The organism is Streptomyces carminius (genome assembly GCF_002794255.1).
GTDB classification, from domain to species: Bacteria; Actinomycetota; Actinomycetes; order Streptomycetales; family Streptomycetaceae; genus Streptomyces; species Streptomyces carminius.
Genome location: NZ_PGGW01000071.1, coordinates 16,049 through 31,113 on the forward strand (window position 1 = coordinate 16,049; position 15,065 = coordinate 31,113).

The following is a 15,065-nucleotide window of genomic DNA, read 5'->3' on the forward strand; positions in this document are numbered from 1 at the left end:
GAGCCGCACCGGAACACCCTCCCGGCCATGATCGTTGAGCGGCCGGGTACATGTGTCGCCAACCGACCCAGTAAGGACCGAACGCCCGTGAGCAACGTTCCCAACATCATCCTCAACAACGGTGTCCGGATGCCGCAGCTCGGCCTCGGCGTGTGGCAGGTGGCGGACGAGGAGGCCACCTCCGTCGTCGGGCACGCGCTCGCCTCGGGCTACCGCAGCATCGACACCGCCGCCGCCTACCGGAACGAGCGGGGCACCGGAAAGGCGATCACCGAGTCCGGCCTGCCCCGCGAGGACGTCTTCGTCACCACCAAGATCTGGAACCACCAGCAGGGCTACGACTCCACCCTGCGCACCTTCGACGCCTCCCTGGAGCGGCTGGGCCTGGACTACGTGGACCTCTACCTCATCCACTGGCCGGCACCGGCGCTGGACAAGTACGTCGAGACCTGGAAGGCCTTCGAGAAGCTGTACGCCGACGGCCGGGCCAAGGCCATCGGGGTCTCCAACTTCAAGCCCACCCATCTGCGGCGGCTGATGGAGGAGACCGAGATCGTCCCGGCCGTCAACCAGATCGAGCTCCACCCCTGGTTCCAGCAGGCCGAGGCGCGCGCCTTCCACTCCGAGCACGGCATCGCCACCGAGGCGTGGTCGCCGCTCGGCCAGGGCAAGGGGCTGCTGGACGACCCGGTGCTCGGCACGCTCGCCCGCAAGCACGGCCGCTCCCCCGCCCAGGTGGTGCTGCGCTGGCACCTCCAGATGGACCACCTGGTGATCCCCAAGTCCGTCACCCCCTCCCGGATCGACGAGAACATCGACGTCTTCGACTTCACCCTGGACGAGGACGACATGCGGCAACTGGCCGGACTGGACAGCGGGAACCGGCTCGGCGCCGACCCGGACACCATGAACTGAGCGGCACAGCACGCCCCGACGGCCCCGACGACGCCGACGACGTCGTCCCACCGTACGCCGCCCCGCCCGCGCGGGGCGGCGTACCGGCGTCCGGGCATCCGGAAAACGGGCAAGCCGCACCGGAGAACGGGCGCCTGCTGTGACGTTCCTCCAAAGGACGTGGCTCTTCGGTGAAGGGGTCCGCCACACGGTTCCATCGCGATGGACGGCGGATAACTTCCAGTTACGCGCCGGTGGCGACCACCGCGCCGGCGCGAATCCCCCCACGACACTCCCGAGGAGCACACATGCGCCACACCCGTGGTGTGACAGCCCTATCGGCCCTCGCGGCCGGTGCCCTGGCACTGACGGTCCTGCCCTCCATAGCCGGGGCGGTCACGGCCGAAACCCCCGCCGAAACCGCCGCCGACACCCGCACCCACACCCTCGACGCCGAGGCCGAGCGGGCGGCCGAGGCCCTCCCCGCCGAAGCGCTGCGGGCCCTGCGACGCGACCTGGGCCTGACCCCCGACGAGGCGAGAGAACGCGTCGCCGGCGAGTACCGCGCCGCCAAGACCGCACCCGCCATCCGCGAGGACCTCGCCGCCGACTGGGCCGGAGCCTGGGTCAGCGGCACCGACGCCACCCTGGTCGTCGCCACCACCGACCGCGCCGCGGCCGACGCCATCACCGCCGCCGGCGCGAAGGCGAAGATCGTCGAACACAGCATGGCCGAACTGGAGGCCGCCAAGAAGAACCTGGACCGGGCCGCGCGGCAGCTCTCCCCCACCGCCGCGCCGCTGTGGTACGTCGACGTCCGCAGCAACAGCGTCGTCGTCCACGCCGCCGACCCGGCGAAAGCACGCTCCCTCGTCGAGGCCGGCGGCGTCGACAGCGGCCTGGTGAAGGTCGTGCGCTCCGCCGAGCAGCCCCGCCCCTACGCCGACCTGCGCGGCGGCGACGCCTACTACATCAACCAGAGCAGCCGCTGCTCGGTCGGCTTCCCGGTCACCGGCGGCGACCGGCAGGGCTTCGTCACCGCCGGCCACTGCGGCGTCCCCGGCGACCCCACCGCCGGTCACGACCGGGCCGACCAGGGCAGCTTCGAGGGCTCCTCCTTCCCCGGCAACGACTACGGCTGGGTCGCCACCAACAGCAACTGGACCGCCACCCCCTTCGTCAAGGGCGAGAACGGCGACGTGACCGTCACCGGCTCCGAGGAGGCGCCCGTCGGCTCGACCGTCTGCCGCTCCGGCTCCACCACCGGCTGGCACTGCGGCACCATCGAGCAGTACGACGTCACCGTCCAGTACGGGCAGGGCGACGTGTCCGGCCTGACCAGGACCACTGTGTGCGCCGAGCCCGGCGACTCCGGCGGCCCCTACGTCTCCGGCGACCAGGCGCAGGGCGTGACCTCCGGCGGCTCGGGCAACTGCAGCATCGGCGGCACCACCTACTTCCAGCCGGTCAACCCGATCCTGGAGGAGTACGGCCTCACCCTCGTCACCGGCTGACCCGCCGCACGCCTCGGGGCCGCGCGGGCCCCTGCGCTCCTCTCCCCCACCCGGCGCGCGGGAGCGGTACTCCACCGCTCCCGCGCGCCGGGTCCGCCTCATTCCGCCCCGTGCGCCGGAGCCCCTGCCTCCGCCCCGTGCGCCGGAGCGATCTCCTCGATCCGGCGGGCCAGCCCCACGTCCAGCCCGGTGACCTTCCCGCCCACGCTGTGCGTGTTCACCGACACCCGCAGCGTGTTGTAGCCGAGCAGCAGATCGGCGTGGTGGTCCAGCTCGTCCTGGAGCCGCGCCACATGGACGACCAGCACCGCCGCCTGGAGGTGCCGGGCGAAGGAGTAGGTGCGCTCCAGCCGGTCCCCGGCCAGCCGCCAGCCGGGCAGCTCCGCCAGCGCACCGTCGATCTCCTCCGGGGTCAGCGGTCTGGGCGACATGGCGGCAATCCCTTCCGTGGACGACCCGCACCAGCCTAGGGTCGCCGCATGGGTTCCGCGACAGCCGACACGTCCACCGGAGTGGGCCCCCTGCTGCGCCACTGGCGGGAACGCGCCGGACTCAGCCAGCTGGAGCTGGCCCTGCGCGCCGACTCCTCGGCCCGGCACATCAGCTTCGTCGAGACCGGGCGTTCCCGGCCCAGCCGGGAGATGGTGCTGCGGCTGGCCGAGCACCTGGCCGTCCCCGTCCGGGAGCGCAACGCGCTGCTGACGGCCGCGGGCCACGCGCCGCACTACCCGGAGACCCCCGTCGACGACGCCGCGCTGGCCGCCCTGCGCGGCAGCCTGGAGCGGATGGTGACGGCCTACGAGCCCTACCCCGCCCTGGTGGTCAACGGCCGCTGGGAGGTGCTGGCCGCCAACCGCGGCATCACCCTCGTGCTGGAGGGCGTGGCCGGGCACCTGCTGCGGCCCCCGCTGAACGCCATGCGCGTCACCCTCCACCCCGAGGGCCTGGCCCCGCGCATCCGCAACTTCCGCGAGTGGCGCGAGCACCTGCTGGAGCAGATGCGGCGGCAGCTCGCGCTGCTGCGGTCGGTGCCGCTGCGCGAGCTGTACGAGGAGGTCTCCGCCTATCCGCTGCCGGAGGACGGCACCGAGCGGCGCGGGCTCGACGGCCCCTTCGCGCTGCCCATGGTGATCGAACACCGGGGGCGGACGCTGTCGTTCTTCTCCACGACCACCACCTTCAACACCCCGATGGACGTGACCGTCTCCGAGCTGGCCATCGAGACCTTCGTCCCGGCCGACGCGGAGACCGCCGCCCTGCTGCCCGTCCTCGTCCCCCGGCAGGAGGACGGGCAGCGGGACGGACCGGAGGGCGCCCCGTAGCGGCCCGGCGGTCCGGGGACCCGGGCGCCCGGCGGTCCGGTCACCGCCCGGCGGACCGCAGCACCGCGCGCAGCGCCAGGTGCTGGGCCGCCGCGAGGATGGCCACCACCACCGCCTGGAAGGGGATCCACACCAGCCCGGCGGTCGTCGGCTCCAGCAGTCCGCCGAGGGGGCCGACCAGGACGGCGCCACTGGCCAGCGCCCAGAGCGCGTTCACCTCGACCACCGCGCGCACCCCGAGGACGGGCGGCACGGGGCGGCTCGCCAGCAGGCCGACCGCCGTGCCGTACAGCAGCAGGAAGGCGCCGAGTCCCACGAGCAGCCCCGTGTCCACCCCCAGCAGCCTGCCGAGGGGGTCGGCCAGGGCCAGGCAGGCCAGCGCGTAGACGACGGTGGCGACCGCGTCCAGGGCGAGCAGCCGGCGCAGCAGTCGCAGCGGACCGGCGCCCCCGGAACGGATGCCGGGACGAACGGCGGGACGGACGGCGCCGGGAGCGCCGGAGGAAGGTGCGGATGTCGCGGGCATGGTGGTGTCGGCCTTCCCGGTGATGGTCGCACCGGTGCGGGCGCACCGGTGGGAAACGCTGGTCGAAGGCCGGTTTCCGGCCGGAGTGCGCCGGCCGGACCCCGGTTCCCCCAGCCTGCCGGGGCCTCGTCCTCCGGTCGATTACCGCCGGGGTAATCGACCGGGATGAACGGCGGGGTGCTGTCGGCCGTTCGCCGTCCGATCGTGCCCGGTCAGCGGCCGGGCCGCCTTTCGTCTGGTTGTTTGGAGTCGCTTGGCACACTTTTCTTTCTTCTGTCCTCCGGCTGCCCTCTCCCCCGGTCGGCCGGACGCCGGCGCGGCTCAGCGCAGCGGCACGCGGTCCGGGAAGAAGGGGGCGGTCATGGCCGGGGCCGTCTCCGCCTCGCGCAGCCAGCGGCGCAGCACCCGGTGGACCTGTTCGGCGCCGACCGGCTCACCGTCCCCCTCCGGAGGGGACAGCAGCAGCGGGGAGAGCAGGAACGCCCGGGACTGCTCGCCGCCGAGGCCGCCGTGGGAGCCGATCTGCTCCTCGAAGGCGTGGACGGACCCGGTGGCCGGGTCCAGGGCCGAGTTGACCATGATGTCGGCGACGTGCGGGAAGCCGGCGGTGCGCCGTACGGCGTCGGCGGCGAGGGGCCCGTAGGGCGCCAGGGGGTCCTTTCCGACGATCTCCCCGGTGTCCAGCCGGTGCTCGCCGCCGTCCGCGCCGACCACCACCGGCCCGCAGGTCTCGCTGTGGAGGAGCAGGAAGCCGATGCCGGGGTGGTCGGCGAGGGTGCGCAGCAGGGCGGGGTGGCGGCGTTCGATCTCCTCGCGGGAGGCCCGTCCGGGGATGCCGGGGAAGGAGACCAGGCCCAGGTTGCCCGAGCCGAGCACCACCGGCCCGGGGCCGGTGACGTGGTGGGGTTCGGCGCCGGGCCCGTCCTCGGGGCGGTGCAGGGCGGCGCGGGCGGTGGTGCGGGCCTCGGCGCCGGTGGCCGAGCGGCGGGCCCGGCGGGAGACGGGCAGTCCGCAGCCGACGCGCACCAGGTCCTCCAGGGTGAGTCCGTAGCGCGCGGCGAAGGGCTCGCCGGGGCTCTGCCCGTGGTCGGAGAGCAGCACCAGGCGGTAGGGGCGGGGGGCCCGCTCGGCGGCCTGGGCGATCAGCGCCACGGCCCGGTCCAGTTGCCGCAGCACCTGGTGGGTGTCCCGGCCGCGGGGGCCGGAGTGGTGGGCGACCTCGTCGTAGGCGACCAGGTCGGCGTAGACGGCGGTGCGGCCGCTGAGGATGTCGCCGAGGACGGCGGCGACCACCACGTCCCGCTCGACGACGGTGGCGAAGGCCCGGATGAAGGGGTAGAGCCCGCCGCGGGAGACCCTGGGCCGCTCGCCGCGCAGCCGGGACCGGAGGGCCTGGAGGATCTCCCGGACGACCTCGGCGGTGAAGGAGACGGCGGTGCGGGTGGCGTTGGCCGGGTCGGAGAAGTACGCGAAGTAGCCGGCCCGGGAGCGGTTGTGCCGGCCGCGCCGGGCGGAGACGGACAGCACCAGGGCCGCCTGGGCGGCGCCGCCGCTGAAGAGGTTGCCGCGGCTGGCGCCGTCGTGTGCGAGGAGTCCGGGGTCGCCGGTGCGGGCGACGGCGCGGCGCTGGAGCTCGGCGGCGCTGCTGGGGCGGTTGCTGACCATGACCTCGCCGGTCTCCTTCTCGAACCAGCGGAAGGCGGGGACGTCCTCGTTGGTGCCGTGCAGGATGGCGAGCTGGCTGGCGCCGGTCTGGCTGGACCAGTCGGTGTGCCACCGGGTCAGGCGGTGGGTGTCGCGGCACAGGGCGGCGACGGCGGGCATCAGCGGTTCGCCGTCCGGGCGGTCCGCGGGGGGCCGGATCGCGTCGCACAGCACGTCGTGGCCGAGGCCGTCGAGCTGGAGGAAGACGGTGCCGGGGGCAGTGGGCACCGCCCGGCGGCCGGCGCGGCGCCAGCGGCGGTCGGCGAGCCGGGCCAGCCGCCGCCGGTAGGCGCTGTCGTCGCGGACGGCCAGGAAGGTGCTGGCCGCCGAGGAGGCGGCGGACATCGCCGCGGCGACCACCACGGCGGTCTGCGGGTCGGCCTCGCCGCGGCCCTCGGGGATGAGGCCGAGGGCGAGCCACAGCAGCGAGCCGTTGAGGAAGAACACCAGCAGGCCCAGTACCAGGGCGGGCACCAGCAGCAGCGCCCGTACCAGCAGGGGCCACACCAGGGCGCCGAGCAGGCCGAAGGCGCCGGCGCCCAGCGCGGCGGTGATCGCGATGCGGGTGGCGGTGTCGCCGTCGGGGGACTGGAGCCGGAAGTCGGGCAGCACGCCGGCCAGCACCAGCATGGTGAGGGTGCTCACGGCCCACACCACCAGGAGGCGCAGCACCGCGCCGCCCGCCCTGCGCCAGGCCGCCATCCGCATGCCGTCCCGCCTCTCCGCCCTGCTTCCGCACCCTGCCTCCGCGGCCTGCCTCTCCGCCTGGCCGCCTGTGCTCCTCGCCCTCTCCCGTCCGGGCCGGGCACCGGGTGCCGGCCCGGCGGTTCCCCCTGGGGATTCCACTGCTCAGAGCGGCACGTTCCACTCTTCCACAGCGAGGCACCCGTCCGGCACCGGTTCGGGGGCGCTCCCGCGGCCCGGCGCCGGCTGCGGGGAGAATGAGAGGATCGGTGCGGGACGGACGGACGGACGGACGGGCGGACGGGCGGACGGCCGACGGAAGGAGGCGCGGGATGCCGGTGGAGATCACCTGGTGGGGCCATGCCACGACCACGGTCCGGGACTCCGGGGTCACCCTGCTGACCGATCCGCTGTTCGCACGGCGGCTGGCTCACCTGCGCAGACGGCGCGGGGAGCTGCCGCCCGACTCGGTGGCCGAGGTGGACGCGGTGGTGGTCTCGCACCTGCACGCCGACCATCTGCACCCGCGGTCCCTGGCGCGGCTGGCCCCCGGCACCCGGGTGCTGGTGCCGCGCGGCGCGCTCGCCGCGGTGGCCGGGTTGCGGCGGCTGCGCGGCAGGCTGCGGATCGAGGAGGTCGGTGTGGGCGACCGGGTGCGCGTCGGGGAGCTGACCGTCCGCGCGGTGCCCGCGGCGCACGACGGACGCCGGCTGCCGGTGGCGCGGCACCGGGCGCCCGCGCTGGGCTATGTGATCGAGGGTGAGGCACGGACGTACTTCGCTGGGGATACGGGCCTGTTCGACGCGATGGCGGAGGAGGTCGGCGCGGTCGACGTGGCGCTGCTGCCGGTCGGCGGCTGGGGACCGTACCTGGGCGAGGGGCACCTGGACGCGGGCCGGGCGGCGGAGGCGCTGGCCCGGCTGGCGGCGGCCTGCGCGGTGCCGGTGCACTACGGCACGTACTGGCCGATCGGCCTGGACGCGGTGCGGCCGCACGAGTTCCACTCCCCCGGTGACGAGTTCGTGCGGCTGGCGGCCCGTGCGGCGCCCGCCTCGGCGGTGCACCGGCTGGGGCACGGCGAGAGCGTACGGCTGGGACTGGGGGCGGTGGGGTGATCGAGGGGGTGCTCGCCGCGGTCCGGGAACTCCCGGCGCAGGTGGTGCCCGGGGAGGCGGGTTACCCCTCGCTGTTCCTGCTGGTGGTGTTCGGTTCGCTGGTGCCGGTGGTACCGACGGGGGCGGTGGTCAGCGGGGCGGCGGCGGTGGCCTTTCACAGCAGTCCGCCGGCGCTGCCGCTGCTGCTGGTGTTCGCACTGGCCTCGCTGGCGGCGTTCCTCGGCGATCTGACGCTGTACTGGCTGGGCCTGCGCGGGGAGCGGTCGGAGATCGGCGCCCGCTGGCTGGGGTGGCTGCGCTCCCGGGCCGCGCCGGACCGGCTGGCGGTCGCCCGCCGGAAGCTGGACGAGCGCGGTGTGACGGTGCTGGTGCTCTCCCGGCTGGTGCCCGCGGGGCGGATCCCGGTGATGGTGGCCTGTCTGGTGTCGAGGATGCCGATGGGCCGTTTCGTGCGCGGCGCCGCCCCGGCGGCCCTGGCGTGGACGGTGACCTACCAGCTGATCGGTGTGCTGGGCGGGGCGCTGTTCCCCGAGCCGTGGCAGGGGGTGGCCGCGGCGGTCGCGCTGACGCTGCTGGTCGGCGCGGCGCCCTCGGTGTGGCAGCGGCTGCGGCCCGCCTGAGGCCGACTCCCGCGTCCCGGGGGCCGGCCCCTGCGGTGTCGTCCCTGCGGTGTTCACTCCAGCACCGCGGAGGCCCCCACCGACAGGTCCCACAGGTCCTCGGCGGGCAGGCCGGCCGCCGCCCAGGCCGCCCGTACCCGGACCAGCGGCTCCAGCGGCGGTTCGGCCGAGAGCAGGAAGGTGGCCCAGTGCATGGGGGCCATACGCCTGGCGCCCAGGTCGCGGCAGGCGGCGACGGCCTCCTCGGGGTCGGTGTGCACGGGGCGGAGCATCCGGCGCGGGGCGTAGGCGCCGATCGGCAGCAGGGCGAGGTCGATGCCGGGGTGGCGGCGGCCGATCTCGGCGAACCAGTGGCCGTATCCGGTGTCGCCGGCGAAGTACACGCGCTGTCCGCGGTGGTCGGTGAGCACCCAGCCGCCCCACAGGGAGCGGCAGGTGTCGGTCAGGGTCCGCCGGGACCAGTGGTGGGCGGGGACGAAGTCGAAGCGGACGGTGCCGCCGTCCGGCGAGGGGAGTTCGGCGGCCTCCCACCAGTCCAGTTCGGTGACGCGGGTGAAGCGGCGGCGCCTGCACCAGGCGCCCAGTCCGGCGGGCACGAACAGCGGGGTGTCGCGCGGCAGCCGCTTCAGGGTGGGCCAGTCGAGGTGGTCGTAGTGGTTGTGCGAGATCACCACGGCGTCCACGGGCGGCAGGTCCTCCCAGGAGACCCCGACGGGGGTCACCCGGGCGGGGGTGCCGAGGATCCTCCGGGACCAGACGGGGTCGGTCAGCACCGTCAGGCCGCCTATGCGCACCACCCAGCTCGCGTGCCCGGCCCAGGTGACGGCGACGGTGCCGGCGTCGACACGCGGCAGGGGGGCGGGGTCGTAGGGCAGGGCGGACACCTCGCGCAGTGACTCCGGGTCGGGGCGCGTGCTGCCCTCGCGGGCCACCCGCGCCACGGAGCGCAGACCGGGCAGTGGTTCGGTGAGCCGGTCGGCGAAGGAGCGCGGCCAGGTGCGGCGCTCGCCCACCGGTCGGAGTACGGAGGACGGCGCCGGGGACGTGGCCGGGGCGGCCGACGGGGCGGTGGAAGCCGCGGCGCCGGGGGCCGTGCGGACGGCGGAGGCGCCGGGAGCGCCGGACGCACCCGATACACCCGATACACCCGGCACACCCGGCACTCTGAAAACGCCGCGGGTCCTGCGGGTGCTGCGGGCGTCGGGGGCGTCGAGGGGGGCGGGCTGCTCGGTCTGTTCCGTCATGCGGGCTCCCAACTGTTCGGTGTACGGATTCCGGTGTCCGGTGTCTTCACGGGGGTGTGCGGTCGGCCGGTCACCCGGTGGCCGGCCCGGTCAGGGCCTCCACCACCCGGGTCAGCGCCTCCTCGGTACCGGGCTGTTGGGCGGGATCTCGGGTGGGAGCGGCGGGGGCGGTGACGGCCGGGGAGACGCCGCGGGTGAGCACATCGGTTGACAGCCGCACCCGCAGGGCGTGCGGATCGTCCCCGAAACGGTGGCCGCCCAGGGCGTACGGGCCCAGCCGACGCACCAGCTCCGCCTCCAGCCGGGGTGCGTCGGTGACACCGCGGGCGGCCAGGCCGGGGCGGAGCGCCTCGAAGTCGGGGTACAGGTGCCGCCCTGCCCGCGGAGGACGGCACACCGCGCCCGCCCCGGTGAGGGCGCGGTGGAGGGCGGCGGCGAGCGTGCCGTGCGCCCGGTTGGCGGCGGCGCGGTGTTCGCGCAGCGGCTCCGGTTCGGACAGGACCCCGGCGGCGGCCGCGGCCTCCGGGCCGGACAGGGAGGCCCGCAGAGCGGCCAGGACGGTGCGGGTCCGTTCGGCCAGTTCCCGGCCGGCCGCGGTGGCCGGGAGACGGGCGACGCCCGCCCGGCTGCCGGGGCACGGCCCGGGGTCCGGGTCGGCACCGAGGTCGACGAGCACCACGGTGGACTCGGCGGCCGTGCCCGGGCGGACACCGCCGCCGTCCGGGACGGTGCCGGTGCCGGTGCCGACGCCGGTGCCGGGTCCGGTTCCGTGGAGGATCTCGGCGGGGCTGACCGGGACCGTGCCGTGCGGGTCGTGGAAGGCGTTCCGCAGGCTCTCGTCGCCGATGACCAGCAGCCCCTCCTGGGTGGCCGCCTCGCACGCCTCGTGCAGCAGCTCGGGCGGAGCGGCGGTCCCGGTGACGTCGTCGGCCACGGACAGCAGCAGCAGCCGCGGGCTCCCGCCGGCGGCGCGGGCCCGGCTCACGGTCTCCAGCAGCGCGAAGGGGTCGGGCACCCCGCCGCACTCGGCCGGCACGGGGACGCGGTGCAGGGGGCGGCCCAGCAGCCGGGCCTGCGCGGCGTGCCACCCGGGGCCGGGCCGGGGCAGCACCACCCCGCAGCCGGCTCCGTCGCCCGGCCCGGCCCCGTCCCCGTCCTCGCAGGCGGCGAGCAGCGCCAGGAGCAGCAGGGCGGCGGTGGGCGCGGCGACGACCTGGTCGGACGCCGTGGGCAGTCCGCGCCGCCGCCAGTAGCCGCAGGCGGCCCCGGACACGGGGTCGGCCGCCTCCGCCGCGTCCGCCGGGCCGTCCGGCCGGCGGGGGTTGCGGTGGGTGTGGGTGTCCGGTCGGGTCTGCCGCATCCGTACCTCCGCCGGTGTCCTGGTGGCCGTGTCCTGTCCCGTGTGTTCCCTGCCTCCGGTGTTTCCGCGTTCCCTCAGCTCTCGCTGGGCTCCCGGGGTTTCCGGGGTTCTCGGGACTCCGCGGGTTCCCGGGGCTCCCTGGTTCCCGGCCGGAACCGCCGGAGTTCGCGCTCTATCCCGTGCCCCCGGGTGCGGACCAGGGCCCGGGCCAGCTCGGCGAGCTTGCGGTTGGTGTGCTGGGAGATCCTGCGCAGCAGGGCGAACGCCTCCTCGGCGTCGCAGCCGAGCACGTACATCACGATGCCGCACGCCTGGTCGACGACGGGTCTGCTGCGCAGCGCGCCCTCCAGTTGCTCCACCTCCGCCAGCGCCTCGCGGAACCGGAGGTCCCGGGCCAGTCCGGCGGCGGCCAGCTCGCCCAGCAGCGCCGCCGGGCAGTCGACGGTGTCCGCCAGGGGCCGGGGCCGGAAGCCGAAGACGGTGACGGCGAGCGTGAGTCCGTCGCGGCGGTAGGGCAGGGTGGCGCTGGAACGCAACCCCATGTCCAGTGCCCGGGCGCGGTAGTGCGGCCAGCGTTCTTCCATCAGCAGGTCGTCGGCTCCGGCCGGGTGTCCGGTGCGCAGGGCCTGGAGTACGGGCCCCTCCCCGGTCTCCCACTGGACGGCCAGCAGCTCGGACAGGTCCGGATGGGTGACCGCGGCGGGCGCCTCGCCCCCCTCCTCACCGGTGTGGGCGGTCGCGGCGGCGCCGCAGCAGCCGGGGGTGTGCCGGACGACCCGCTCGGCCAGCCGGGCCAGGCTCCGGACAGGGCTCTGGGCGGACAGAGCCGCGTCGATGACCGGTTCGGGCCGGGCCGGGGCGGGCCCGGGGGGAATCGCTTCGCGTTCGTCCGGCATGGCCGTGCTCGGTCCTTTCCGTGGCTCGGACGCGGGGCCGCCCGGCCCGATCGGCGCCGCCCGGTCCGTGCGGTCCGTGCGGCCCTGAGGAGCGGCTGCCCCGGGCACCGGCCGGGAAAACGCCGCCGGCTGCCTCCCGCCGCCCGGGCGGCGGGAGGCAGCCGGCGGCGTTTTCCCGGCGGCCGACGGGACCGGTGGCCGTCCGCGGGTTACGTTGTTGTCCATGGCTCCCGTTCCTCCGCCCGGAGGAACGGGCTTCCAGCCCGAAGGCCGCCGTCCGGACCGAACCGATCCCTTCCGGGACGGGCGGGGACCACCACGGACCGGGGGGAAACGATTCCTCCGCGGCCTCTCCCCGGGCCCCGTCCGGGGAGAGGCCGCAGGGGCGACCCCACCGCCGGCTGAAGCCGGTGGTCCCCTCGCTAGGAGACTGATGGCGCAGGTGGAGGAGTTTGGAGCCGAGCTGGCGGACTTCCGCCGACGGGTGGAGGAACTGCGGTCTGCCCGCGCGCTGCCGGGCGCCGACCCGCTGCCCGTCCTGGACACCGCCCTCCTCGAACTCCGGCACATGGCCGAGGCGCTGTGGCCCCGGTACGAGGAACTGGCCGCCGCCGAGCGGCACCGGGGCGGCCGGGAGGAGCACCACGAGCACCAGTTGCTGCGCGCGCTGTTCCAGCGGCTGCCGGTCGCGGTGGTCCTGCTGGACCGGGACGGGGTGGTACGGCGGTTCAACCCCGCCGCGACCCTGCTGTTCGGAGTACGCGCCGGATACGCCACCGGGCGGGCGCTGACCGGCTGGCTGGCCCACGGCTCCCGGGCGGTCCTCCGCTCCCAGGTGGCGGCCGTCGCCCGCGGCGAGGGCGACCGCAGTGTGGTGGTCCGTCCGCTGCGCCCGCCGGATCCGGGGCGGCCGGACGGCGGTGAGCTGCGGGCCACGCTGACCGCGCTGCGCCCGCCGCGCGAGCCGCGTGCGGTCGTGCTCGCCGTCTTCCAGCCGGCCGCGGCGGCGACCGTGCCGGCGGTGCCCGCCGTACCGCATCCGGACCTGGCCGAGGCCACCCGCAACGCCGAGCTGATGGATCTGCTGGACGAGTCGGCGGCGGCGCTGATCCTGGCGGACTCCCCCAAGGAGGTGCCGCAGCGGGCGGCCGAGGTGCTCTACGGGCGGCTCGCGGACTGGGTGGTGGTCGATGTCGCGGCGCCCGGCGGCGGGCTGCGGCGGGCCGCCGTGCTCGCCCCGGCCGGGCGGCCTCGGGACGCGGTCGCCCGGCAGGACCCGGCCTCGTGCCCGCTGGTGGTGGACGCGCTGCGGCACGGCGGCGTCCTGCGGCCGCACCTCGACGATCCCGGGATCCTGGGCCGGGACGCCGCCGGGGCGCCCGTACTGGCCGGGGCCCGGGCCGGTTCCCTGCTGTGCGTGCCGCTGGCCGACGGGGCGGGCGGCCCGGTCCTCGGGACGCTGACGCTGCTGCGCACCGGTGGACGCCGGGCGTTCGAACTGGCGGAGGCCGCCGCCGTGGAGCGGATCGCCCGGCACGTAGCCCTGGCACTGCGCGGCCTGTGAGCGGCGGTCGGCGGACGTGCGGCCGCCCGGCCCGTACCGATGGGAGGGCCCGTATCCGGGTGCCCGGCCGCCTCGGGTTCCCGTCCGGCAGCACCGGAACGGCTCGCCCGCCCACCGGACCGTGCGCACGGGGGTCGCCCGCCGCGGCAGCCGTGTCCGGGCACGGACACTGACACGGGCCGCGTGAGCCGCTCCCACCCCGGACGGGCCGGATCACCGGTGCCGCCCGGCCCGCGGCGGGTGGCGCACCGCACCGCACCGGTCCGGCCGCCGGCTCCCGGGGGCCCCGCCCGGGCGGCCGCGGCCGCCCGGCGCCGCGGTCGGCGGGAAGGGCACGTATCCCGACGGCCCCCGCGCCGGGCCGGGCGCCCGGGTCCGGGCGCTGCCGCACGGCGCCCCGTGCCGTCCGGCGGTACGGCACACGAACGGGTGCGGGGTGGTGCCGCCCGGACAGGCGGCACCACCCCGCAGGTCTTCCCCCGCCGGCCCCCGCCGGCCCCCGCCGGCCCCCGCCGGCGCGCTTCCGGGCTACGCGGCCTGTGAGCCGGCGTAGACCCGCTCCTGTTCCCGCTGCTCCCGCTGCTGCTCCTGGTCGGCCTCGACCTCCGCCTGGAGCCGGTGGCAGGTGCGGCTGATCAGCCGGGAGACGTGCATCTGGGAGATGCCGAGCTGCTCGGCGATCCTGCTCTGCGTCATGTCGCAGAAGAACCGCAGGTAGAGGATCCGGCGCTCGCGCTCGGGCAGGTTGCGCAGCCGGGGCTTGAGGGATTCCCGGTAGACGACGAGGTCGAAGCCGGGTTCGGCGCTGCCGAGGGTGTCGACCAGCGCGTAGCCGTCGTCGGCGCCGGGCAGTTCGGCGTCCAGGGACAGGGTGCTGTAGCTCTCCAGTGCCTCGGAGCCGATGCGGACCTCCTCCTCGGTCAGCCCGCTGTGTTCCGCTATCTCCTTGACGCCGGGGGTGCGGCCGTCGAGCGAGTGGCTGAGCTGCCGGGAGGAGGCGCGCACGCGGTTGCGCAGCTCCTGCACCCGGCGCGGCACGTGCAGGCCCCACATGTGGTCGCGGAAGTGCCGCTTGATCTCGCCGACGATGGTCGGCACGGCGAAGCTCTCGAACGCGCTGCCGCGCGCGGGGTCGTACCGGGTGACCGCCTTCACCAGGCCGAGGGCGGCCACCTGCTCCAGGTCCTCCAGGGACTCGCCGCGGTTGCGGAAGTGCCGGGCCAGCCGCTCGGCCATGGGCATCCAGGCCCGTACGACCCGCTGCCGGAGCTCGTCGCGTTCGGGACCGTCGGGGAGTTCGGCGATGCGCCGGAACTCGGCGGTGGTGTCAGGGGCGTCGTCGTGTGGGTGCCGCGCGTGCTTGGCTCGTGCTCGTACGGGGGTCATGTGCGGTTCTCCCGAACTGTGGACGTGGCGGTGGGGGATACCGCGGGAACGGGCCGGGAACACGCACAGCCCGGGCCGAGGCGTGGGCCCCGGGGCGGAGAAACGCGCTGATCACACCGATCAGGCCGCTCCCGCGGATGTGCCTGCGGTCCGAAGCACGAGGGTTCGGATGCCCGGACCCCACCCCTTCAAACGATGTTTTTCATACCGGCACCCGGTTACCCGGTCCCCGCGGT

General features: G+C 75.8%; 13 protein-coding genes. 6 read left to right on the forward strand and 7 right to left on the reverse strand.

Annotation, left to right across the window (positions count from 1 at the left end; translation table 11 throughout):
• The first annotated feature begins 87 nt into the window (after nt 1–87).
• Entirely contained in the window at nt 88–915 is an 828-nt protein-coding gene (locus tag CUT44_RS31190; RefSeq protein WP_100205369.1) for an aldo/keto reductase, read from the forward strand.
• Between the two features lie 287 nt (nt 916–1,202).
• Nucleotides 1,203–2,408 (forward strand): S1 family peptidase, encoded by a 1,206-nt coding sequence (locus tag CUT44_RS31195; RefSeq protein ID WP_100205370.1) that lies wholly within the window; start codon nt 1,203–1,205, stop codon nt 2,406–2,408.
• Nucleotides 2,409–2,506: 98 nt separating this feature from the next.
• Here CUT44_RS31195 and CUT44_RS31200 read toward each other — a convergent pair whose 3' ends face one another.
• Nucleotides 2,507–2,839 (reverse strand): 4a-hydroxytetrahydrobiopterin dehydratase, encoded by a 333-nt coding sequence (locus tag CUT44_RS31200; RefSeq protein ID WP_100205371.1) that lies wholly within the window; start codon nt 2,837–2,839, stop codon nt 2,507–2,509.
• Nucleotides 2,840–2,887: 48 nt separating this feature from the next.
• On the opposite strand from CUT44_RS31200, the gene CUT44_RS31205 reads away from it, so the two are divergent.
• Entirely contained in the window at nt 2,888–3,730 is an 843-nt protein-coding gene (locus tag CUT44_RS31205; RefSeq protein WP_100205372.1) for a helix-turn-helix domain-containing protein, read from the forward strand.
• Nucleotides 3,731–3,770: 40 nt separating this feature from the next.
• Here CUT44_RS31205 and CUT44_RS31210 read toward each other — a convergent pair whose 3' ends face one another.
• Both CUT44_RS31210 and CUT44_RS31215 read right to left on the reverse strand, forming a co-directional pair.
• Complete coding sequence (locus CUT44_RS31210; protein ID WP_233221801.1) at nt 3,771–4,256, reverse strand: hypothetical protein; 486 nt, start codon at nt 4,254–4,256, stop codon at nt 3,771–3,773.
• A gap of 321 nt (nt 4,257–4,577) precedes the next feature.
• Nucleotides 4,578–6,668: a phage holin family protein gene (locus CUT44_RS31215; protein ID WP_100205373.1), complete on the reverse strand. Its 2,091-nt coding sequence runs from the start codon at nt 6,666–6,668 to the stop codon at nt 4,578–4,580.
• A gap of 308 nt (nt 6,669–6,976) precedes the next feature.
• On the opposite strand from CUT44_RS31215, the gene CUT44_RS31220 reads away from it, so the two are divergent.
• Both CUT44_RS31220 and CUT44_RS31225 read left to right on the forward strand, forming a co-directional pair.
• The gene (locus tag CUT44_RS31220; RefSeq protein ID WP_100205374.1) at nt 6,977–7,759 is read left to right on the forward strand and encodes an MBL fold metallo-hydrolase; all 783 of its coding nucleotides are present in this window, start codon (nt 6,977–6,979) and stop codon (nt 7,757–7,759) included.
• Nucleotides 7,756–8,379, forward strand: a complete 624-nt coding sequence (locus CUT44_RS31225; RefSeq protein WP_100205375.1) for a DedA family protein — start codon at nt 7,756–7,758, stop codon at nt 8,377–8,379. The genes CUT44_RS31220 and CUT44_RS31225 overlap by 4 nt, the downstream gene beginning before the upstream one ends.
• 53 nt (nt 8,380–8,432) lie before the next feature.
• On the opposite strand, the gene CUT44_RS31230 is transcribed toward CUT44_RS31225, so the two are convergent.
• The 3 genes from CUT44_RS31230 to CUT44_RS31240 form a co-directional block, all read right to left on the reverse strand.
• Nucleotides 8,433–9,623 carry an MBL fold metallo-hydrolase gene (locus CUT44_RS31230; RefSeq protein ID WP_408646828.1) on the reverse strand — a complete coding sequence of 397 codons (1,191 nt, stop codon included), beginning with the start codon at nt 9,621–9,623 and terminating at the stop codon, nt 8,433–8,435.
• Between the two features lie 70 nt (nt 9,624–9,693).
• Nucleotides 9,694–10,983: a hypothetical protein gene (locus CUT44_RS31235; protein ID WP_100205376.1), complete on the reverse strand. Its 1,290-nt coding sequence runs from the start codon at nt 10,981–10,983 to the stop codon at nt 9,694–9,696.
• 74 nt (nt 10,984–11,057) lie between these two features.
• Nucleotides 11,058–11,879, reverse strand: a complete 822-nt coding sequence (locus CUT44_RS31240) for a GAF and ANTAR domain-containing protein (protein WP_100205377.1) — start codon at nt 11,877–11,879, stop codon at nt 11,058–11,060.
• 433 nt (nt 11,880–12,312) lie between these two features.
• On the opposite strand from CUT44_RS31240, the gene CUT44_RS31245 reads away from it, so the two are divergent.
• Entirely contained in the window at nt 12,313–13,443 is a 1,131-nt protein-coding gene (locus CUT44_RS31245) for a PAS domain-containing protein (RefSeq protein ID WP_100205378.1), read from the forward strand.
• A gap of 528 nt (nt 13,444–13,971) precedes the next feature.
• Here the strand turns inward: CUT44_RS31245 and CUT44_RS31250 are convergent.
• Nucleotides 13,972–14,829, reverse strand: coding sequence for a SigB/SigF/SigG family RNA polymerase sigma factor (locus CUT44_RS31250; RefSeq protein WP_100205379.1), 858 nt, complete (start codon nt 14,827–14,829; stop codon nt 13,972–13,974).
• Nucleotides 14,830–15,065 lie beyond the last annotated feature (236 nt).

Coding starts and splice junctions, on each gene's coding strand:
- CUT44_RS31220 (WP_100205374.1), top strand. CDS start 6,977: ATGCCGGTGGAGATCACCTGGTGGGGCCATGCCACGACCACGGTCCGG.
- CUT44_RS31235 (WP_100205376.1), bottom strand. CDS start 10,983: ATGCGGCAGACCCGACCGGACACCCACACCCACCGCAACCCCCGCCGG.
- CUT44_RS31200 (WP_100205371.1), bottom strand. CDS start 2,839: ATGTCGCCCAGACCGCTGACCCCGGAGGAGATCGACGGTGCGCTGGCG.
- CUT44_RS31210 (WP_233221801.1), bottom strand. CDS start 4,256: ATGCCCGCGACATCCGCACCTTCCTCCGGCGCTCCCGGCGCCGTCCGT.
- CUT44_RS31250 (WP_100205379.1), bottom strand. CDS start 14,829: ATGACCCCCGTACGAGCACGAGCCAAGCACGCGCGGCACCCACACGAC.
- CUT44_RS31215 (WP_100205373.1), bottom strand. CDS start 6,668: ATGCGGATGGCGGCCTGGCGCAGGGCGGGCGGCGCGGTGCTGCGCCTC.
- CUT44_RS31195 (WP_100205370.1), top strand. CDS start 1,203: ATGCGCCACACCCGTGGTGTGACAGCCCTATCGGCCCTCGCGGCCGGT.
- CUT44_RS31205 (WP_100205372.1), top strand. CDS start 2,888: ATGGGTTCCGCGACAGCCGACACGTCCACCGGAGTGGGCCCCCTGCTG.
- CUT44_RS31245 (WP_100205378.1), top strand. CDS start 12,313: ATGGCGCAGGTGGAGGAGTTTGGAGCCGAGCTGGCGGACTTCCGCCGA.
- CUT44_RS31230 (WP_408646828.1), bottom strand. CDS start 9,623: ATGACGGAACAGACCGAGCAGCCCGCCCCCCTCGACGCCCCCGACGCC.
- CUT44_RS31240 (WP_100205377.1), bottom strand. CDS start 11,879: ATGCCGGACGAACGCGAAGCGATTCCCCCCGGGCCCGCCCCGGCCCGG.